Annotated in this window: 15 protein-coding genes; 7 read left to right on the top strand and 8 right to left on the bottom strand. The window is 66.9% G+C overall.

Annotation, left to right across the window (positions count from 1 at the left end; translation table 11 throughout):
* Nucleotides 1-85: 85 nt before the first annotated feature.
* The 3 genes from J2T07_RS03125 to J2T07_RS03115 form a co-directional block, all read right to left on the bottom strand.
* Nucleotides 86-1,120: an acetate/propionate family kinase gene (locus J2T07_RS03125; protein WP_306847156.1), complete on the bottom strand. Its 1,035-nt coding sequence runs from the start codon at nt 1,118-1,120 to the stop codon at nt 86-88.
* Nucleotides 1,117-3,483, bottom strand: a complete 2,367-nt coding sequence (locus J2T07_RS03120; protein ID WP_306847154.1) for a phosphoketolase family protein — start codon at nt 3,481-3,483, stop codon at nt 1,117-1,119. Before J2T07_RS03120 ends, J2T07_RS03125 begins: the two co-directional genes overlap by 4 nt.
* Before the next feature lie 86 nt (nt 3,484-3,569).
* A complete protein-coding gene (locus J2T07_RS03115; protein ID WP_306847151.1) occupies nt 3,570-4,406 on the bottom strand; it encodes a restriction endonuclease in 837 nt (278 codons plus the stop codon).
* Between the two features lie 155 nt (nt 4,407-4,561).
* Between J2T07_RS03115 and J2T07_RS03110 the strand changes: the two genes are divergently transcribed.
* The gene (locus J2T07_RS03110; protein WP_306847150.1) at nt 4,562-5,095 is read left to right on the top strand and encodes a hypothetical protein; all 534 of its coding nucleotides are present in this window, start codon (nt 4,562-4,564) and stop codon (nt 5,093-5,095) included.
* 14 nt (nt 5,096-5,109) lie between these two features.
* Here the strand turns inward: J2T07_RS03110 and J2T07_RS03105 are convergent, their stop codons facing one another.
* Nucleotides 5,110-6,153, bottom strand: coding sequence for an HDOD domain-containing protein (locus J2T07_RS03105; RefSeq protein WP_306847149.1), 1,044 nt, complete (start codon nt 6,151-6,153; stop codon nt 5,110-5,112).
* A 60-nt stretch (nt 6,154-6,213) separates the two neighbouring features.
* Here J2T07_RS03105 and J2T07_RS03100 point away from each other — a divergent pair, with 60 nt between their 5' ends.
* Together J2T07_RS03100 and J2T07_RS03095 are read left to right on the top strand one after the other, a co-directional pair.
* Nucleotides 6,214-7,089 (top strand): pseudouridine synthase, encoded by an 876-nt coding sequence (locus J2T07_RS03100; protein ID WP_306847148.1) that lies wholly within the window; start codon nt 6,214-6,216, stop codon nt 7,087-7,089.
* A 45-nt stretch (nt 7,090-7,134) separates the two neighbouring features.
* Nucleotides 7,135-8,532, top strand: coding sequence for an MFS transporter (locus tag J2T07_RS03095; RefSeq protein ID WP_306847146.1), 1,398 nt, complete (start codon nt 7,135-7,137; stop codon nt 8,530-8,532).
* 373 nt (nt 8,533-8,905) lie between these two features.
* On the opposite strand, the gene aat is transcribed toward J2T07_RS03095, so the two are convergent.
* Genes aat through trxB form a run of 3 tightly spaced genes read right to left on the bottom strand, consistent with a single transcriptional unit; the run spans nt 8,906 to nt 11,751 of the window.
* A complete protein-coding gene (gene aat, locus J2T07_RS03090) occupies nt 8,906-9,616 on the bottom strand; it encodes a leucyl/phenylalanyl-tRNA--protein transferase (protein ID WP_306847144.1) in 711 nt (236 codons plus the stop codon).
* Entirely contained in the window at nt 9,613-10,746 is a 1,134-nt protein-coding gene (locus tag J2T07_RS03085; RefSeq protein ID WP_306847142.1) for a GNAT family N-acetyltransferase, read from the bottom strand. Before J2T07_RS03085 ends, aat begins: the two co-directional genes overlap by 4 nt.
* Before the next feature lie 42 nt (nt 10,747-10,788).
* Nucleotides 10,789-11,751: a thioredoxin-disulfide reductase gene (trxB, locus tag J2T07_RS03080; RefSeq protein WP_306847140.1), complete on the bottom strand. Its 963-nt coding sequence runs from the start codon at nt 11,749-11,751 to the stop codon at nt 10,789-10,791.
* Nucleotides 11,752-11,942: 191 nt separating this feature from the next.
* Between trxB and J2T07_RS03075 the strand changes: the two genes are divergently transcribed.
* The 4 genes from J2T07_RS03075 to lolA are packed head-to-tail and all read left to right on the top strand — an operon-like array spanning nt 11,943 to nt 16,498.
* A complete protein-coding gene (locus J2T07_RS03075; RefSeq protein ID WP_306847138.1) occupies nt 11,943-13,007 on the top strand; it encodes an alanine dehydrogenase in 1,065 nt (354 codons plus the stop codon).
* 31 nt (nt 13,008-13,038) lie between these two features.
* Nucleotides 13,039-15,384: a DNA translocase FtsK gene (locus J2T07_RS03070; protein WP_306847135.1), complete on the top strand. Its 2,346-nt coding sequence runs from the start codon at nt 13,039-13,041 to the stop codon at nt 15,382-15,384.
* Nucleotides 15,385-15,390: 6 nt separating this feature from the next.
* Nucleotides 15,391-15,819 (top strand): hypothetical protein, encoded by a 429-nt coding sequence (locus tag J2T07_RS03065; protein WP_306847133.1) that lies wholly within the window; start codon nt 15,391-15,393, stop codon nt 15,817-15,819.
* A 31-nt stretch (nt 15,820-15,850) separates the two neighbouring features.
* The gene (gene lolA, locus J2T07_RS03060) at nt 15,851-16,498 is read left to right on the top strand and encodes an outer membrane lipoprotein chaperone LolA (protein WP_306847131.1); all 648 of its coding nucleotides are present in this window, start codon (nt 15,851-15,853) and stop codon (nt 16,496-16,498) included.
* On the opposite strand, the gene J2T07_RS03055 is transcribed toward lolA, so the two are convergent.
* Nucleotides 16,491-19,511 (bottom strand): sensor histidine kinase, encoded by a 3,021-nt coding sequence (locus tag J2T07_RS03055; RefSeq protein ID WP_306847129.1) that lies wholly within the window; start codon nt 19,509-19,511, stop codon nt 16,491-16,493. The genes lolA and J2T07_RS03055 overlap by 8 nt on opposite strands.
* Nucleotides 19,512-19,599: the final 88 nt, after the last annotated feature.

Here is a 19,599-nt window from a genome sequence, read left to right as displayed (position 1 = left end):
GACAGGGTGTGCCTTGCTCGATGGGAACCATGCTCCGCAGACAGGGTGTGCCTTGCCTGGTGGGAGCCGACCTTGTCGGCGATGGCTACGAAGCGAGGCGCCAGGTATGCCTCGCGATCTGCTCGTCTTCCTCGGTCGCCATGACGCGCACCTCGAACCCACCCATCCAGCGCACCCCCGCCACGATCGCCTCGCGCGTCACGCCATCGTTCTCGCCGATCCCCCCGGTGAACACCAGTAGGTCGATGCCGCCAAGCGAAGCCGCCATCGCCGCGACATGCTTGCGCGCCACGTGCACGAACACGTCCTGCGCCAGTTTCGACGCCGCGTTGCCCATCGCATGCAGCTTGCGCATGTCGCTCGTGCCACCGGACAACCCCTTCAATCCGGATTCCCGGTCGACGAGCAACTCCAGCCGCTTCGCGTCGTAACCACGCTCGCGCATGAGATAGAGCAGTACGCCAGGGTCCAGGTCGCCCGGGCGCGTCCCCATCACGATGCCTCCCGTCGGCGTCAGTCCCATCGTCGTATCGACCGACCTGCCTTCGCGCACGGCACACAGGCTCGCGCCGTTGCCCAGGTGCGCGATGACGACACGCGACGGAATCGACCCGCCCAGCTGGCGCACGATCGACTCGTACGACAAGCCGTGGAAACCGTAGCGCTCGATGCCGCCTTCACGCAGGTCGGCGGGCAAGGGCAGGGCCTTCGCCACCGCCGGCATGGAAGCGTGGAACGCCGTGTCGAAACAAGCCACTTGCGGTGCATCCGGAAACGCGCGGGAAGCGAGCTTCACCATCTCCACGGCAGCCGGTACGTGCAGCGGCGCGAACGCCTTCGCTTCTTCCAGATGCACCATCAACGCGTCGTCGATCCGCGCGTGATCGCGAATGTTCGGACCGCCGTGGACGATGCGATGGCCAATGGCATCGGGCCTGGGAAGGCCGCGTTGCGTCAAGGTGCCGACGATCGCCGCCACGGGATCGGCATCGCCGTCCGGGATTTCCGTCTGTTCGGCCAGCAGGCCCTCGCAGGTCTCGCCGGACACGCGGTACAAGCCATACTTCAGTGACGACGAGCCCGTGTTGAGGGCCAATACGTGGCCGGTGCCGTCGGTCATGCGGTTTCCTCGGCCTTCCACTGCCAGCCGCGCACGTCGGGCAGGTCCTGGCCGTGTTCGCTGACATAGAGCTTGTGCCGTTCGATGTCCGCCCAGTAACGCTGCGCCGCCTTCTCGCGCTGGCTTTCCAGGCGCGGAATGCGGTTGATCGCGTCCAGCGCGAGCTGGAAACGGTCCATGTTGTTCAGCACCATCATGTCCAGTGCCGTGGTGGTCGTGCCTTCTTCCTTGTAGCCACGCACGTGGATGTTGTCGTGGTTGTGCCGGCGATAGGTCAGGCGGTGCACGATGCCGGGGTAGCCATGGAAGGCGAAAATCACCGGCTTGTCGCGGGTGAACAAGTCGTCGAACTGGTCGTCGTCCATGCCGTGCGGATGCTCGTCGGGCGTCTCCAGCGACATCAGGTCGACGACGTTGACCACGCGGATGCGAATGTCAGGCACATATTCACGAAGCAGCATGACCGCCGCCAGCACCTCCACCGTCGGCGCGTCGCCCGCGCAGGCCATCACCACGTCGGGATCGTCGCCACCGCGGCCGGCCCACTCCCATATGCCGGCGCCCGCCGTGCAATGGCGCACCGCGCTTTCCATGTCCAGCCACTGCCAGTCGGGCTGCTTGCCGGCGATGATCACGTTGACGTAATGACGGCTGCGCAGGCAATGGTCGGTGACCGAGAGCAGGCAGTTGGCGTCCGGCGGCAGGTAGATCCGCACGATCTCGGACTTCTTGTTGGCGACATGGTCGATGAAACCCGGGTCCTGGTGCGAGAAACCGTTGTGGTCCTGGTGCCACACGTGCGAACTCAGCAGGTAGTTGAGCGAGGCGATCGGTGGCCGCCACGCCATCGTGCGGGTGACCTTCAGCCACTTCGCATGCTGGTTGAACATCGAATCGATGATGTGGATGAAGGCCTCGTAGCACGAGAAGAAGCCGTGCCGTCCCGTCAGCAGGTAGCCCTCCAGCCAGCCCTGGCACTGGTGTTCGCTCAATACCTCCATGACACGTCCGGCCGGCGAGAGGTTCTCGTCCACCGCCTCGATGTCGGCCATCCACGTCTTGCCGCTGGCCTCGTAGACGGCCTCCAGCCGGTTCGATGCGGATTCGTCCGGGCCGAACAGACGGAAGGTCTGCATGTTCTGACGCATCACCTCGCGCAGGAACCTGCCGAGCACGCGCGTGGCTTCGGCCTTGTGGTCGCCGGGGGTCTTCACCTGCTCGGCGAAATCGCGGAAGTGCGGCATGTGCAGGGGTTTCAGCAACAAGCCTCCGTTGGCATGCGGGTTCATGCCCATGCGGCGCCGGCCGGTCGGCGCCAGCGAAGCGAACTCTTCGCGGAAGCGCCCGCGCTCGTCGAACAGTTCCTCGGGCCGGTAGCTCTTCATCCAGTCCTCGAGGAGGCGGACGTGGTCCTCGGTGTCGAACTTGGCGATCGGCACCTGGTGCGCGCGCCAGGTGCCTTCCACCGGCTTGCCATCCACTTCCTTGGGGCCCGTCCAGCCCTTCGGGCTGCGCAGGACGATCATCGGCCAGCGCGGCCGCTTCGCGGTTTCCGCACCGCCCGCGCGCGCTTCGTCCTGGATGCGACGGATCTCGTCGAGGCAATGATCCAGCGCCGTGGCGAAGGCCTGGTGCATGGGCTCGAACTCGTGCCCTTCGACGAAGTGCGGTTCATAGCCGTAGCCGCGCATGAGGTCACGCAACTCCTCCGGCTCGATGCGCGCCAGCACCGTCGGATTGGCGATCTTGAAGCCGTTGAGGTGGAGGATGGGCAGCACGGCGCCGTCGCGCGCCGGGTTGAGGAACTTGTTGGAATGCCAGCTCGTGGCCAGCGCGCCGGTTTCTGCTTCGCCGTCGCCGACGATGCAGGTCACGACGAGGTCGGGATTATCGAAGGCCGCGCCGAACGCGTGCGAGAGCGAATAACCCAATTCACCGCCTTCGTGGATCGAGCCCGGCGTTTCCGGGGCGACATGGCTGGGTATGCCGTAAGGCCAGGAGAACTGCCGGAACAGTTCGCGCATGCCCGCCGCGCTGCGCTCGATATGCGGATACACCTCGGTGTAGGAGCCTTCCAGGTAGGTATGGGCGACGAGACCGGGTCCGCCGTGGCCTGGCCCGATCACGTAGATCATGTCGAGGTCGCGCTCGACGATCGCGCGATTCAGGTGGGTATAGATGAAGTTGAGGCCGGTGGTCGTGCCCCAGTGGCCGAGCAGGCGATGCTTGATGTGCTCCTTGCCCAGCGGCTTCTCGAGCAGGGGATTGTCGCGGAGGTAGATCTGGCCGACGGACAGGTAGTTGGCGGCACGCCAGTAGGCATGCATGCGGCGCAGGAGGTCGGGCGAGAGCGTCTCGGTCATGGGTGCTTCCAGGCGACGGGGTCTCGCTTCAGCTTAGACTGGACGGGATTTCGTCAGCGTGAAAGAACGCAGCGCCGTTTGTGCGCTCAATCCGCGTTACCGACCTCGCGCGTGTTGCGTTCCATGACCTTGATGGCGTCGTCGGCCTGGCGGTGCGCATCGCGCGTCGAGCCCGACGATGCCGCTTCGCGCAGGCGCTCACGTTCGGCCAGCTCGCGCGACAACGGTGCTTCGGCGGGTGCGACCGGGGGAGCCGGCTGTACCGGGGGAGATATCGCTTGCACGGGCGGCGGAGGTGTCGCCGCGGCCGCTTCATCCGTCGGCGCCGAAGACATGGCGGCGTCATGGCGAGGTGTCATCATCCGCCACACGAAGATCGCGAGCAGCGCGGCGATCACCACGAAAAGAAGTATGGGAAGCAACCTGGCGTTGGGCTCGCCGGATGCGCGACCCGCGGACGCCCCCTTGCGCGCGGCCACGCTGGGCAACGCCATGCTTGGGGCCGAGGTATCGAGGTGACCAGGCAGTTTCAACATCACCCGCAATACATCGCCATCGACGAGTTGCAGGCGCGGCTGGCGCCGAGGCACGGCGCGCGCCTCGGCACTGAAGCGTCCACGGGTCACCAACACGCAGCGCGTGGCCGCCTCGTTGAGCATCGTGCTGAGCAGTTCGTTCACTTCCGCCAGCTGCACTTCCACGGTGTCCCAGTGTTTGCACTGGACGATCACCGTCTCGTTGCCGCGATGAAGGCGCAGGTCGAGGCTGCTGCCCAGGTGCTTCAGCGACGCCGGCGGCGCGTGGTATTCCACCCGCCAACCCTGGTCACGGTAGTGCTCGGCGAGCAGATGCTCGAAATCATGCCAGCCCAAGCGAGCGAGGGCATCCGTGCCCGTGGCCGGAGTCTGTCGCGCCGAAAACATCGATCATCATGTCCCTGCCAAGGGTGAAATCGCATGATAACCGCTGCGCGCGCCGATCGTGACGGCGTTTCACACGCCTTCACATTCGTGACGATGTTGCCGCCCCCCGGCGCTGCCGGTACATTGGGAGGTTGTCCGATGGGGGATTCTGGGGAATGAAGGTGATCAAGTACGTACTGGCCGTGGCCGCGGTCCTGGTGCTGTCCGGTTGTGGCGGCAAGACGATGATCCAGAGCGACATGAGCCGGCTGGTTTCCGCCAGCCCGGCCTCGCCCTGGTTGACGGTGGATAACCGTGGCGAGACCGTGGTGACGGTGACCGGCCTGGATTCGGCGGCGAAGGTGCAAGTGACGCCCGATATCGCCTCCGCCGTGCAGGCGCGTCTGCGCACGGCGTTGCAGCCGAACTACATCACCGACCTGATCATCCATTGCCGCGGGCTGGAGCTTGCCGTTTCGGTGGCGAAGGACGCCGAGCCGCCGGTGGCGAACCTCGAGATGTCGGCGAGCTGCCGCATCGTGGCGCGCGGACTCGTGTCAGCGAAGGGTTACCGCATCCACCAGTCGCTGCCGGTCGATCCGGCCGCACCGCGTCTGGACGTACTGGTGCCGAAGCTGATCGATGGGGCCTCGACCCAGCTTGCCGATCAGCTCTGGGCGGATGTCCTGGCCACCGGGGTCCGGCGCTAGGATTGACCGGGCGGTCAGGCCTCCGCGGGCGTCGTCGCGCTGCGAAGTTCGTCGCGGCACGCCAGCAGCAAATCCTGACTGAAGCCCTGGGCCGGTGTCGCCAGCAGCACGGCATCCGCCTCGGCGACACCATGTTCGGTCAGCACGTCCAGCATCGCGACGCGGCTCGCGGCGAGCAATGCCCGACCCAGCGGCGTGCGCGCGCCCGCATCGGCGGGATCGGCCCGCTCGGCCAGGGCCTGCACCACGCGCAACGGGAAGTTCCAGTGCCGTGCGGCGTGCAGTGAAAGGCGCTCGACCTGCTGCGCGAGTGCCGCCACGAAGGGGCGGCTGAAGGCGATCGACGCCGCGTCCGGCAGGCGTTCGATTTCGCGCAGGATCGCCTGCGCACCGGTCTGGCTCACCAGCCCGGCGAGGAAGGCCTCGAACGGATCGCATGCACCGCGGCCGAGGAAGATGCACGCGCGGGCGCAGCGCTCGGCGTGCTCCCACAGCCTCTCGCCGGCTTGCTGGCTGGCCACGCTGTCATCGCTGCGCAGGATGGGCCGCATCACCATCTGCATCACCACGCGGCGCAAGCCATCCTGGCCGAGCAGGGTGATGGCCTGGGGCAGGCTTGTGACTGGCCGTGCCGTGCGGAAGTACGCGCTGTTGGCCACGCGGATGATCTCGCCCACCAGCACCGTGTCCCGGGCGATCTGTTCGGCCAGGGTGCGGCTGTCCGCATCGTCGTTGCGCAGCGAGCGCATCAATTGCGGCACGACCGCCGGCAGGCGGGGCAGGGTTCCGACGTCGAAGCGTTCGCCGCCGAAAGTCTCGCGAACGCGCCGCAGCACGGTCTGCTCGGCCGGCGACAAGCCGGGATCGCGCGATGGGCCGATGGCGAAGACGAGGCGGTAGAAGCGGTCTTCGACGTCGTCCGCGGCGAGTGCGCCGGGCGGCGCCGCGCCATCGATCGTGGTCGACGGCAGGGACTGCAACGGAGGGGGGCGATCCTGCGCGATGGCGGCACGCCCTCTGGCGCCGCCGAACCACTTCCTGAAGAACCGGCCGATCACGGGGAGCTCCGATGCTGGGGGTGGGACGATGGCCGGAGTATATGCTTCTACAATCCCCCCATGGACCCGCACCAGCCGACCAGCCGCATCGTCCTCCCTCCCGGGGGCTGGGCTTCGATCGTGGACTTCCTCTGCGAGCGGTTCCCCGCCGTCGACCGCGAGGCCTGGATCGAGCGCATGGAGCGCGGTGCCGTCACGGCGGATGGCGTCGAGGTGCATCGACTGGCGCCGTACCGTCCCGGCGCTGTCGTCACCTATCGCCGGGAAGTGCCTGACGAACCCCGCATTCCCTTCGAGGAGACCATTCTCCACATCGATGACGACCTCGTGGTCGTGGACAAACCGCATTTCCTGCCGGTGATGCCGGCGGGACGCTACGTGGAGGAAACCTTGTCTGTCCGCCTGGTGCGCCGCCTCGACAACCCCGACCTTGTCGCCTTGCACCGCCTCGACCGGGCCACGGCGGGCCTGGTGGTGTTCTCGGCCCGGCCGTCCAGCCGGGATGGCTATACGCGCCTGTTCCGCGACCGCGCCATCGAGAAAACCTATGAAGCCGTCGCCGCGCCGATGCCTGGCCGCACGGAAGACGACTTTCCCTTCGTCCACGAAAGCCGCCTCGAACCGGGCGAGCCGTTCTTCCGCATGCGGGAAGTGGAGGGCGCGGCGAACGCGCGCACCCGCATCGACGTGATCGAACGCGGTGCGCAGCACTGGTTGTATCGCTTGCAACCGGTGACTGGGCGCAAGCACCAGTTGCGCGTGCACATGGCCGCACTGGGCGCGCCCATCGCGGGCGATCCGCTTTATCCGGTGTTGCGCGAGGAGGCCGCCGGTTTCACGGACCCGTTGCGCCTGCTGGCCCGCGAACTCCGCTTCGTCGACCCTCTGACCGGCACGGAGCGTGTCTTCCGCAGCGAGCGGCATCTCGACCTTTGAAGGTTGCGGGCGCAAACTATGCGCTCCCTCGCCGCCGTTCCCCGGATGACTTCCGCCCCAGGCTTCCGCACCGTGGCCCTGATCATCGCCAGCGCGATGTTCATGGAGCAACTGGACGGCACGATCCTCGCCACGGCCTTGCCGGCGATGGCGGAATCGTTCGAGGTCTCGCCGCTGCACATGAGCGTGGCGCTCACCTCGTACATGCTCAGCCTCGCGGTGTTCATCCCGGCCAGCGGCGCGATCGCCGACCGCTACGGTTCGCGCAACGTCTTCCGCACGGCCATCGCCTTGTTCACCCTCGGCTCCATCCTCTGCGGGGTATCGGGCAACCTGACACTGCTGGTGCTCTCGCGCCTGCTGCAAGGCATCGGCGGCGCCATGATGGTGCCCGTGGGTCGCCTGGTGCTGCTTCGTTCCGTGCCGAAGTCCGAACTGGTCTCCGCGATGTCATGGCTGCTGGTGCCCGCGCTGATCGGACCGGTGGTGGGGCCGCCGTTGGGTGGCTTCATCGTCACCTGGGCGTCGTGGCGCTGGATCTTCTACATCAACGTGCCCATCGGCATCGCCGGCATGTGGCTGGCCACGAAATACATTCCCGACGTGCGCCTGCCTGACAAGGTCCGCTTCGACCGGCTCGGCTTCGTGCTGTCGGGTGTGTCGCTGTCGTGCCTGGTGTTCGGGCTTGAAATGGTCAGCCATGGCGCGACCTCGTTCTACGGGTCGACCGGCCTGATCGCCGGTGGCCTGCTGGTCGGGACGCTCTACGTGTGGCATTCGCGTCGCGTGGAGCATCCGATCCTCGACCTCTCGCTGATGCGCTTCACCACGTTCCGGTTATCCGTGGTGGCGGGGTCGCTCACGCGTATCACCGCCGGTTCGGTGCCATTCCTGTTGCCCTTGATGATGCAGCTGGGCTTCGGTCTTTCGGCGGCGCATAGCGGCGTGGTCACCTTCGTATCGGCGCTGGGCGCGATGTTGATGAAGGCGACGGCGGCACCCGTGCTGCGCATGTGGGGCTTCCGCAGCACGCTGGTGTGGAACGGCGTGCTGTCGATGCTGTGTGTCGCGTTGTGCGCGGCCTTCCGGCCGGATTGGCCGCTATGGACGATCTACACGGTGCTGCTGTTGAGCGGCTTTTTCCAGTCGTTGCAGTTCAGCGCGTACAACACCGTGGCCTATGCGGACGTGCCGAGCGAGCGCTTCTCCAGCGCCACGAGTTTCTATACGACGTTCCAGCAATTGATGCTGTCGCTGGGCATCTGCGTGGCATCGGCGGCGCTGCATGCCTCGGTGGCGTGGCATGGGCGGGAGGACGCGCAACTGCCGGACTTCAGCGTGGCCTTCCTGGTGGTGACCTTCGTGTCGCTGGTGGCCGCGCCGGTGTGTGCGTTGCTGCCGAAGAATGCCGGGGCGGAGATGAGTGGGCACCGCGCGAGGTGATTTCGCGCTTCTCGCCTGCTGGCTACCTGACTACCTGCTTACCAGTCAGCCAGTCAGCCAGTCAGCCAGTCTGTGGGAGCCGCTTCAGCGGCGATACCGCGGCAGCGGGCCAGGTTAAGGCAAGCACCCATCGCCGCTGAAGCGGCTCCCACAGTAAAGGAGCTCCCACAGTAAAGGAGCTCCCACAGTAAAGGGGCTCCCACAGTGAAAGGGGCTCCCACAGTGAAGCGGCTCTCACGGTGAAGCGGCTCCCGCTGTGGCTTGTTGGGGCAAGCACCCATCGCCACAGGGTCGGCTCCCACCAAGCTTCACAGCCATTGCCAGTCAGCCGCTATCCCGCTCTGGTGGGAGCCGACCTTGTCGGCGATGCTCTTCAGGGCAGGGCGACGGGCTGCTTTATCCACGGTCCGGGAACGCCCGGCAACGCCGACAGCATCCGCGCCTGCACCACGAACTCGCGCCGGGGGATCTCGATCGCGCCCATGCTCAGCAGGTGGTCGTTGGTGACCTGCGCGTCCAGCAGCGGAAAGCCCCAGCCATGCAGCAGCTTGCATAGCGCGGCCAGGGCCACCTTCGACCCGCCGGTACGTGCGCTGAACATCGACTCGCCGCAGAACAGCCGGCCCACCGCCACCCCGTAAATGCCGCCGACCAGCGAGCCGCGATCCCACACCTCCACGCTGTGGGCATGCCCGCGCCGGTGCAGTTCCTCGTAGGCGGCGATCATGTCGTCGCCGATCCAGGTACCGGGCTGGCCATCGCGCGGTGCCGCGCAGGCGTGCATCACCCGGCTGAACGAGGTATCGGCGGTGACGCGCCAGTTGGATCGGCGCAGCTGCTTGCGCAGGCTGCGGCTGACATGCACGGCATCGGTGCGGAACACGCAGCGCGGATCGGGTGACCACCACAGGATCGGCTCATCGGCGTTGAACCAGGGGAAGATGCCCTGGCTGTATGCCGCGAGAAGCCGATCGGGCGATAGGTCGCCGCCCCAGGCCAGCAGGCCGTTCGGATCGGTCAGCGCGCTTTCCGGATCCGGAAACAGCCCCAGGCGCGTGCGGTGCAGTTGCGGCAGCTGGATCATCGGGCGGCGTAGGGCGAATGCGCCATCAGTTCCTCGCGATACGCTTCACGATGGCTGGCTTCGTGTGCCAGCGCGTCGGCGACCGCGCGGCGGAAGCCTTCATGGGCGATGTAGTGGCGCGAGTGCGTGAGCGTGGGCAGGAATCCGCGCGCGAGCTTGTGCTCGCCCTGTGCACCGGGCTCGAAACGTTCGATGCCGTGGCGGATGGCGTAGTCGATGCCGCGGTAGTAACAGAGTTCGAAATGCAGGCCGGATACCTCGACGCTGGCGCCCCAATAGCGCCCGTAAAGCGCATCGCCGCCACGCAGGAACAGCGCCATGGCGACGATGTCGTGCGTGTCGCGCGCGAGCGCCACCTGCACATTGGAACCGAGGGTGCGGCCCAGGTATTGGAAGAACCGCGCGGTGAGTGCGGCATGGTTGCCCTTCATGTCGAAGGTGAGTTCGTAGAGCGCGTGGATCTGCCGCCACTCCGCATCGCTGAGCTCGTCGCCGCCACGCATTTCCAGGGTGAGCCCCGCCGCGCGCGCGTGCGCGCGTTCCTGGCGTATGTTCTTGCGTTTCTTGGAGGTCAGCGCGCCGAGGAAATCGTCGAAACCGGCGTAGCCACGGTTGTGCCAGTGAAACTGGTAATCGGCGCGCGCGAGCCAGCGGTCGTCGAACGCGTCGAGGTCGGCATCGGCGAGGAAGTTGGCATGGATCGACGAGAGTCCGAGACGATCGGCCTCGTCCACCAGCGCGGCGGTGAGCTGGTTGCGCAACACCTCGGCGTCCAGGCCATCGCGCACGAGCAGGCGCGGCCCGGGTACAGGCGAGTAGGGCGAGGCGACGAGCAGCTTCGGGTAGTAGTTTCCGCCGGCGCGCTCCCACGCCGAGGCCCAGCTCCAGTCGAAGACGAACTCGCCATGCGAGTTGCCCTTGAGGTAGGTGGGCGCGGCGGCCATGAGCCGGTCGTGTTCGAAGATGCCCAGATGGTACGGACGCCAGCCGTAGTCCTCACGCAGGCAGCCCTTGGCCTCCATGCCGCTCAGGAAAGCGTGCGAGACGAAGGGGTTGCCGTCGGGCACGAGCGCGTCCCAGTCGGCGGCTGCGATGCCGCCGATGCCGTCGAGGAAGCGGATCTCGTACATGCGGCGGGAGGCCCAGCGCCGATTGGCGCGGGACGATGCCGGTCAGGCCAGCAGGTGCTGCTGGTCGAGCCAGCGTTCCGCGTCCAGCGCGGCCATGCAGCCGAAGCCGGCCGAGGTGATGGCCTGGCGGTAGACGTGATCGGCCACGTCGCCGGCGGCGAACACACCCGGCACCGAGGTGGCCGTGGCCATGCCGTTCAGGCCCGACTGGATCTGGATGTAGCCGTCCTTCATCTCTAGCTGGCCTTCGAAGATGCCGGTGGCCGGGGTATGGCCGATGGCCACGAAGAAGCCCTGGACATCGAGGTCGCGCTTGACGCCGGTGTTCACGTCCTTCACGCGGACGCCATTCACGCCGGAGTCGTCGCCCAGGATCTCGTCGATCTGGTGGTTCCAGAGCAGCTCGATCTTGCCGGCGGCGGCTTTCTCGAACACCTTGTCCTGCATGATCTTTTCGGCACGCAGTTTGTCGCGGCGGTGGACCAGGTAGACCTTGCGGGCGATGTTCGCGAGGTACAGCGCCTCTTCCACGGCCGTGTTGCCGCCACCGACCACGACCACGTCCTGGTCGCGGAAGAAGAAGCCGTCGCAGGTGGCGCAGGCGGAGACGCCGCGGCCCTTGAACTTCTCCTCCGAGGCGATGCCCAGGTACTTGGCGGTGGCGCCGGTGGTGATGATCAACGCATCGGCGGTGTACTCGCCGCTGTCGCCCTTGAGGCGGAAGGGGCGGTTGCCCAGGTCGACGCTGTGGATGTGGTCGAAAACCATCTCCGTCTCGAATTTCTCGGCGTGCTCGGCCATGCGGCGCATCAGTTCCGGACCCTGGACACCCTTTTCGTCACCCGGCCAATTGTCCACCTCGGTGGTGGTCATCAGCTGGCCGCCTTGCTGCAGGCCGGTGATCATCGTCGGCTTCAGATTGGCTCGGGCGGCGTAAACCGCGGCCGTGTAGCCGGCGGGGCCGGAGCCGAGGATCAGCAGACGGCTGTGCTTGGGGGTGCTCATGTATAATCCTTGAGGTTTAACTGCAGCGTGTTTCAGTCGTACCGCTCGCCTCTTGCGGCAGGATGCTAAGGCCGTATCGAGGTCCGCGAGTCACGTTGTCGACCCGGAAGAATGGGGAACACGGGGGTGCGATTCAAGACATTTGCTTATTCTGTCCGACTTTAGTCAGCTCATTCAGGATCCTCCATACGATGCGCATCGGTATCCCCTCCGAAACCAAGACCCTCGAAGGCCGCGTGGCCCTCATTCCCGCCGCCGCCGCCGACCTCGTCCGTCGCGGCCACGAGGTATTCATCCAGGCCGGCGCCGGCAGCAAGAGCGGCTACGCCGATGCCGACTACGCCGCGCTGGGCGTCACCGTGCTGCCCGACGCCGCCGCCGTCTATGAAAAGGGCGAGTTGATCGTCAAGGTCAAGGAGCCGATCGAGGGCGACCTCAAGCTGCTGAAGAAGCACCACCTGCTGTTCTGCTACCTGCACCTGGCCGCCGAGCCGGCGCTCACCCGCAGCCTGCTGGACATCGGCCTGACCGGCGTCGCCTTCGAGTCCGTGGACGAGAACGGCGCGCTGCCGCTGCTGTTGCCGATGTCGGTCATCGCCGGCCGCATCGCCACCCAGATCGGCACCACCCTCCTGCACCAGCCCAATGGTGGCAAGGGCAAGCTGCTGGGCGGCATGGCTTCCACGCCGCGCGGCAAGGTCGTGGTGCTGGGCGCGGGCGCGGCCGGCGGCAACGCCGCGGCGCTGGCCGCCTCGGCGGGCGCCAACGTGGTCGTGTTCGACAAGCGTCCGGACCGCATGGCCGAGATGATGGCCCTGGGCCCGAACGTCACCGCCCTGTACGCCTACGAGTCGTCGGTGGCCGAGGAAGTGCGCAATGCCGACATCGTCGTCGGCGCCGTGCTGATCCCCAGCGCCAAGGCGCCGCGCGTGGTCACCGAGGACATGGTCAAGACGATGGAGAAGGGCTCGGTGCTCGTCGACATCTCGATCGACCAGGGCGGCTGCTTCGAGACCTCGCGTCCGACCACCTGGAAGGAGCCCACCTACGACGTCCACGGCGTGACGCACTTCTGCGTGACCAACATGCCGGGCGCCGTGCCGCAGACCTCGTCCACCGCCATCTCGGCCGCCATCCTGCCGTATGTGCAGCGCCTGGCCGCCGGCAACGAGTGGCGCGATTACGCCCCGCTGGCCGCCGGCATCAACATCGAGAACGGCAAGATCGTGCACCCGGCCCTCCAGGGCATGGCATGATGCCGGACACCGGGACCGAGGTCGTTCGTTAGTGGCGCGTAGCGCGAAAGTCGTAAAGAAGCAGGCCAAGGCGCAGGTCAAGGCCCAGCGGGAGGGCTTGAGCGACGAGCTCAAGCGCCGCCTGCGCGAGGCCGGGGCACTGCTCCTGGTCCCGCTCGCCCTTTACCTCCTCGTCTGTCTGCTCAGCTATAACGACCAGGACCCGAGCTGGGGCCACATGGGCGTCGCCGAGCGCGCCACCAATTTCGGTGGCGCGGTCGGAGCGAACATCGCCAACCTGCTCCGGTACATCTTCGGCCTGGTGTCGTACGGTTTTCCGTTGTTGCTCCTCGCGCTGGGCATCCAGGTGATCCGCCATCGCGGCGAGCGCAACGTGCAGCCCTGGGAGCCGTCGCTACGGCTCATCGGCTTCGTCTTCTTCTTCATCACCGCACCGGCGCTGGTCTACCTCAACGTGGACGCCACCGTGCTGCCGGAAGGTCCGGGCGGCATCGTCGGCAAGTGGGTGGGACATGGCCTGCACAACGCCTTCGGCGACAAGGGCGCGCCCTTGTTGCTGCTGGCGGTGTGCCTCATCGCCGTGACCCTGGCCACCGGCTTGTCGTGGTTCCGGGTGATGGACAGCACCGGCGAGATCGTCATGCGTGTCGCCGGCTGGTTCGGCGGCAAGCTGCGCCGCGCGCCCGACGTGATGGCCGCGCGTTCGGCCCGTGCCGAGCGCGAGGTGGTCAAGAAGGCCGACGCGGTGAAGCAGGCCAGGCGCGAGCCCGTGCGCATCGAGACGCCGACGCCGATGGTGGTCAAGAGCGAACGCGCCACCCGCGAGAACCAGATTCCGCTGTTCACCGGCGCATCGATGGACGGCGAGATCCCGCCGCTGTCGTTGCTGGACGAAGCGCCGCCGCAGGGCCCCGGTTACTCCGAGGAAACCCTCGAGGTGCTCTCGCGCCAGGTGGAACTGAAACTCAAGGATTTCCGCGTCGACGCCCGCGTGGTCGGGGTGTATCCCGGTCCGGTCATCACCCGCTTCGAGCTGGAGCCCGCCGCCGGCGTGCGCGGCAGCCAGGTCTCCAGCCTCGACAAGGACATCGCGCGCGGCCTTTCCGTGGTCAGCGTGCGCGTGGTCGACGTCATCCCGGGCAAGAACGTCATCGGCCTGGAAATCCCGAACACCAAGAAACAGATCGTCTACCTGTCCGAGATCCTGCGTTCGGAGCGCTACGACCAGGTGAAGTCGCCACTGGCGCTGGCCCTGGGCAAGGACATCGGCGGCAAGGCCGTGGTCACCGACCTCGCCAAGATGCCCCACCTGCTCGTGGCCGGTACCACCGGTTCGGGTAAATCGGTGGCGGTGAACGCCATGGTGCTGAGCTTGCTGTACAAGTCCAGCCCCAAGGACGTCCGGATGATCATGATCGATCCGAAGATGCTGGAGCTCTCGGTCTACGAGGGCATTCCGCACCTGCTGGCGCCGGTCGTCACCGACATGAAGGAAGCCGCCAACGCGCTGCGCTGGTGCGTGGCGGAGATGGAGCGCCGCTACAAGCTCATGGCGGCCGTGGGCGTGCGCAACCTCGGCGGGTTCAACAAGAAGGTGAAGGACGCCGAGAACAACGGCCAGCCGCTGCTCGATCCGCTGTTCCGCGCCAACCCGGACATGCCGGGCATGGTGGCCGAGCCGCTGGAGCCGCTGCCGCACATCGTCATCATCATCGACGAATTCGCCGACATGATGATGATCGTCGGCAAGAAGGTCGAGGAGCTGATCGCACGCCTGGCGCAGAAGGCGCGCGCCGCGGGCGTGCACCTGATCCTCGCCACGCAGCGTCCCTCGGTCGACGTCATCACCGGCCTGATCAAGGCGAACATTCCCACGCGCATCGCCTTCCAGGTGTCCTCGAAGATTGATTCGCGCACCATCCTCGACCAGTCCGGCGCGGAAGCCCTGCTGGGCCACGGCGACATGCTCTACCTGCCGCCGGGCACGGCCACGCCGGAACGCGTGCACGGCGCCTTCGTGGACGACCACGAGGTGCACAACGTGGTGGAATGGCTGCGCGCGCAGGGCACGCCGAACTACATCGACGGCGTGCTCGAGGAAGTGCAGTCGACGTCCGACGGCAAGATCATCAACGACTCCGGCCTGCCGCAGGACGCGGAGGGCGACAGCGACAGCGACAACGCCCTCTACGACCGCGCGGTGCGCGTGGTGACCGAGACGCGCCGCGCCTCGATCTCCGGCGTGCAGCGCCACCTGCGCATCGGCTACAACCGCGCCGCCCGCCTCGTCGAACAGATGGAGCAGGACGGCATCGTCAGCGCGCCGCAGCACAACGGCAACCGTGAAGTGCTCGCCCCGCCGCCTCCGAAGGACTGATCCCGCATGAACGCCATCAAGCCGGGCGCGTTACGCCAGCGCCCCTGGGGCCTGCTCGTCACCGGCGACCTCGTGCCCACGGCCGAGGTGCTCGACGAGGTCGTGGGCATCTTCGAACTCAACCCGTCCATTCCCGGGCTGGAGTTGCGCGGCGACGACGGCCGCGCCTGTTTCGTCACCCGCGACTACCCCCAGGGCCATACCGCCGGGGTGGACGACGCCCTGGAAGTCATCTTCGCCGAGCAACCGGAGATCGCCGAGATCGCCGTGCTGGGCCAGGAGGCCCGTCCGGTGCACACGGCCACCCGCGATGCGCCGTTCTGGCATCGTGACGGCAAGGCCATCGCCGATATCAGCGAGAAGATGGAAGCCGGGGAGATCACCCCGGGCGAGGCCATCGACATGCTTAAGTCGCTGTTCGAAACCGATCGCTGACAATCGCGCCGCCACCCACGGAAACCACGCCATGAAACGCCTGCTACTCGCCGCGACGCTGTTCCTCCTCAGCCTGCCGGCCTTCGCCGCCGGCCCGGCGCGCGATCGCCTGGATGCCTTCGCCAAGGGCATGCACTCGCTGACCGGGCGTTTCAGCCAGACCATGGCCAACGCCAACGGCGACCCGGGCAAGACCAGCACGGGCACCATGGCCTTGCAGGCACCGCGCCAGTTCCGCTGGGAAACCACCGCGCCGTACAAGCAGACGATCGTCGCCGACGGCAGCCGCGTATGGTTGTACGACCCCGACCTCGAGCAGGTCACGGTGCGCAAGCAGAGCAGCGAGGAAGCGCAGAGCCCGCTCACCGTGCTGACCGATCTGTCGCAGATGGACAAGGACTTCAAGGTCACGGAGAAGGGCGAGCAGGATGACCTGCAGTGGCTACGCTTGCAGTCCACGGGGAAAGACCCGCAGTTCGACTACGCGGACCTGGGTTTCGATGCCAGCGGCCTGGCCCGCATGGTGTTCAAGGATCAATTGGGCAATACCACGACGATCCAGTTCGCCGGCTGGCAGCGCAACGCGGCCTTGCCGGCCGATACATTCAACTTCGTGCCGCCGCCGGGCACGGACGTGATCGGCGACGCACCGGTATTGCAGACCCAGCCGGTCAAGTAAGCGCCTTGCGCCCGTTACCGGCGTAGGCCACCCGCGCCGGGATACGCACCGTCACGAGCGTCCCGCGCTGTGGCGCCGATTGCACCTTCAGCTTCCCGCCCATGCGCTGCGCACGTTCGCGCATGCCGACCAGGCCGAAGTGGCCGTTGCCCTCGCGTGCGTCCGGCACCGTCGTGAAGCCGTCGCCATCGTCGCTCACCCACACCTTCAACGACCGCCGCGCGTGCTCCACCGTGATGCGGATGGAATGCGCGTGGCTGTGTTGCATGGCGTTGATCACCGCTTCGCGCACGATGCTGTGGAGTTCGTCGATCACCACGGGATTGACCGGGCGCCGCCGGTTTCCGTACTGCACGGCGAAGTACACGGGTATGCCGACATCATCGACGAGACTGGCGATGCGGTCTTCGAGCGAGCCTTCCTCGGACGCATGGCTGCGTAGCCCCTTTACCCGGTCGCGTCCTTCGACCAGCAGCGCCTCGGCGCGATCGATGGTGCGCTCCAGTGTGGCACGCGCCGCGTCTTCCTTCGCCAGGCCGTCGACGAAGGCCTGGAACTTGAGGATGAGTCCCTGCACGCCTTGCAAGAGCGTGTCGTGCAGTTCGCGGGCGATGCGCTCGCGCTCGCCGTGGCGCTCATCGAGACGCAGGCGCAGGCGTTGCGTCAGCAGGCGCACGCGCCAGCGGTGCGCGAGCCACACGAGTCCCGCCGCGACCATCAGGCAGAACACCTTGAATGGCGTGCGCTCGACCAGGCGCGGCGTCACCGTCACCGTGACCGGTGTCGACCGGCTCCAGCGCGAGCCATCGTAGGAGGCTTCGGCCCAGAAGCTGTACTGGCCGGGTGGAAGATCGGTGTACAGCGCTTCGTGCCGGTTACCCGCGTCCTGGACGAAGCCATCGACGCCTTCCAGCTTGTAGCGGAACGTGAGGCCCCGTGGACGCCCCGGTGCCAGCGCCGTATAGGTCACGCCGAGGTCGCGGGTATCGTGCAGCCGCACGGTGTCGCCAGGATGGAACGTGCTGGCGCCCGAGACGATGGACTTGATGACGACCGGCGGCGGGAGCGGTAAGGAAGGTGGCACCGAAGAATCGAGCCATGCGAGGCCCTGCGAGCCGGCGAACCACAGCCGGCCGCCGCCGGTCGCGACCACCGTCGGCAGGGGCCGCACCAGTTGGGCCGGCCCGGGGGCACCGTCTTCCATGGTCAGCACCTGGACGTCGGTGGGCACCTTTGGTTGTCCCAGCGCCGCCTTCCATGCCTGTGGAGTGAAGCGGATCACGCCGGCGATGCCGTACGCCCAGACGCAGCCCTCCTTGCTCTGGACGATGCCGGTGATCGAATTGAAGCGGTCCGCCGGTTGCGCGGCCAGGCGCTGGAAGCGGTCGCCGTCGAAGAACGACAAGCCATGTTCCGAACCGACGACGAGGCGGTCGCCGATGGTGGCGATGGCGGTCACGGGACCTTGCTCAAGCCCCGAACCGGCATCGAAACGCCGTAGCGTATTCCCGTCGAGCATGGCCACCGTGCCGTCGAGGTAGCCGAACCAGGCTTTCCCCGCGGGATCGACGTGGATGACAGCGGGCGCGAGGGTGGGGAAGGGTGCGATGGAGGACGCGGGCAACCAGCCGTCGGCGTGTCGCAGGTACACCCCGCGAAGCCGCAAGGACACCCACAGACGGCCATCGCCGTCGCGTGCGATCGCCTGCACGGTGATTCCGCGCGTGGCGGCGTCGTCCGGCAGGTCCACCTCGGCCGGTTTGCCATCGCGCATGTGCCACAGCTTGCCGCTGCCACCGAGCCAGAGCGAACCGTCGGTATCGCGGTAAGCGCTATTGATGGTGCCCTCGAAGCCCGGCAGCGCGACCGGGTCGGGCGTGAGCTTCCAGAGTGTGTCGGGATAGACGGTGCGTGCAGCGGTGCCCGTCCAGACCTGTCCGTGGCCATCCTCGACCACGGAGAAATACACCTCGGGTTTGGGAAAACGAATGCGTGAGAGCCACGTGTCGCGGAAGGTATCCAGCCCCATCTTCGTGCTGACCCATACGTGCCCGTCGCGGTCCTCCATCAACGTCATGGTGGCCTGCGAGGTCATGCCGAGGTCTTCGCTGAAGGTTTGCATCGCCGGTTCGCCGACGTCGCCGGTGGTGGTGTTGCCGACGTCCTTCGCGGCCATGCGGCAGAGGTTCACCGCGCAGGCCACCGTCCAGAGGTTGCCGTCGCGGTCGAAGGCCGTGGTGGTGCTGTTCGCCCGGCGCGGATGCGGATGGGGAAAGGGCTTGCCCCATTCGCCGGGCAGGGGATGGAAACCGGCGCCGGTCCGCTGCCAGAGGCTGCCATCGGGATGCACCATCAGGTGACTGGCCGAACCGCTGCGTATCCCGGTGTCCTCGAAGCGGTGCGTTCCCTTGCGCAGCACGTAGAGGTTCCGGTCCGTTCCGGCCCAGAGGTTGCCGCGCGCGTCCTCGAGGAACATGTCGACTTCGCGGGGGATGCCCCACTCGGATGACACTTCCTTCCAGCGGGAACCGTCGAGGCGGTAGATGCCGACCTCGGTGGTGGCCCACAGGCCACCGTCGCCATCGGTCGCGAAATCGTTGATGGCGACGTGGTCGGGCAGACCGTCCGCGGCGCCGTAAAGCGTGGCCTTGCCATCGCGCACGCGCGCCACGCCACCGTTCGCGCCGGCGACCCAGAGATCGCCGCCGGGCGCGGCGTAGATCGTCCAGGTGGCCTCGCTCTCGTTGCTCGACGGTGGCTGGAGGGGAATCTTTTCGAAGACGAAGCCGTCGTAGCGGAACAGGCCCATGCGCGTGCTCAGCCAGAGCCAGCCGTCCTCGGTCTGCGCCATCGACACGATGCTGGCCGGCGCGCCTTCTTCGGCACGCAGTGCGATGTGGTGGAGCTGGCCCAGCGTGCGTGCCGGGTCGGTGGCATGCGCCGCTGGAAGCCATGCGAGCAACGACGCCAGCAAGAGCATGAGGTGGCGGGCGTTGAGGGGGCGGAGGATCATGCAGGGCGAGGGTGGGATGGCTTGGCGGGTGATCGGCTGGGGTCAGGGTAACCGGTATCGCCGACAGGAGATGCAGCGAAGCCGCCTC

Origin of the sequence: Luteibacter jiangsuensis (assembly GCF_030812295.1) — a bacterium.
Lineage (GTDB): Bacteria > Pseudomonadota > Gammaproteobacteria > Xanthomonadales > Rhodanobacteraceae > Luteibacter > Luteibacter jiangsuensis_A.
Note: the sequence above shows the minus strand (reverse complement) of the source record. Positions and strands in the feature narration are given on the sequence as shown.

Excerpts from the sequence above, each read along its gene's own strand:
- J2T07_RS03125 (WP_306847156.1), bottom strand. The coding sequence starts at position 1,120 with ATGACCGACGGCACCGGCCACGTATTGGCCCTCAACACGGGCTCGTCG.
- J2T07_RS03120 (WP_306847154.1), bottom strand. The coding sequence starts at position 3,483 with ATGACCGAGACGCTCTCGCCCGACCTCCTGCGCCGCATGCATGCCTAC.
- J2T07_RS03115 (WP_306847151.1), bottom strand. The coding sequence starts at position 4,406 with ATGTTTTCGGCGCGACAGACTCCGGCCACGGGCACGGATGCCCTCGCT.
- J2T07_RS03110 (WP_306847150.1), top strand. The coding sequence starts at position 4,562 with ATGAAGGTGATCAAGTACGTACTGGCCGTGGCCGCGGTCCTGGTGCTG.
- J2T07_RS03100 (WP_306847148.1), top strand. The coding sequence starts at position 6,214 with ATGGACCCGCACCAGCCGACCAGCCGCATCGTCCTCCCTCCCGGGGGC.
- J2T07_RS03095 (WP_306847146.1), top strand. The coding sequence starts at position 7,135 with ATGACTTCCGCCCCAGGCTTCCGCACCGTGGCCCTGATCATCGCCAGC.
- aat (WP_306847144.1), bottom strand. The coding sequence starts at position 9,616 with ATGATCCAGCTGCCGCAACTGCACCGCACGCGCCTGGGGCTGTTTCCG.
- J2T07_RS03085 (WP_306847142.1), bottom strand. The coding sequence starts at position 10,746 with ATGTACGAGATCCGCTTCCTCGACGGCATCGGCGGCATCGCAGCCGCC.
- trxB (WP_306847140.1), bottom strand. The coding sequence starts at position 11,751 with ATGAGCACCCCCAAGCACAGCCGTCTGCTGATCCTCGGCTCCGGCCCC.
- J2T07_RS03075 (WP_306847138.1), top strand. The coding sequence starts at position 11,943 with ATGCGCATCGGTATCCCCTCCGAAACCAAGACCCTCGAAGGCCGCGTG.
- J2T07_RS03065 (WP_306847133.1), top strand. The coding sequence starts at position 15,391 with ATGAACGCCATCAAGCCGGGCGCGTTACGCCAGCGCCCCTGGGGCCTG.
- lolA (WP_306847131.1), top strand. The coding sequence starts at position 15,851 with ATGAAACGCCTGCTACTCGCCGCGACGCTGTTCCTCCTCAGCCTGCCG.
- J2T07_RS03055 (WP_306847129.1), bottom strand. The coding sequence starts at position 19,511 with ATGATCCTCCGCCCCCTCAACGCCCGCCACCTCATGCTCTTGCTGGCG.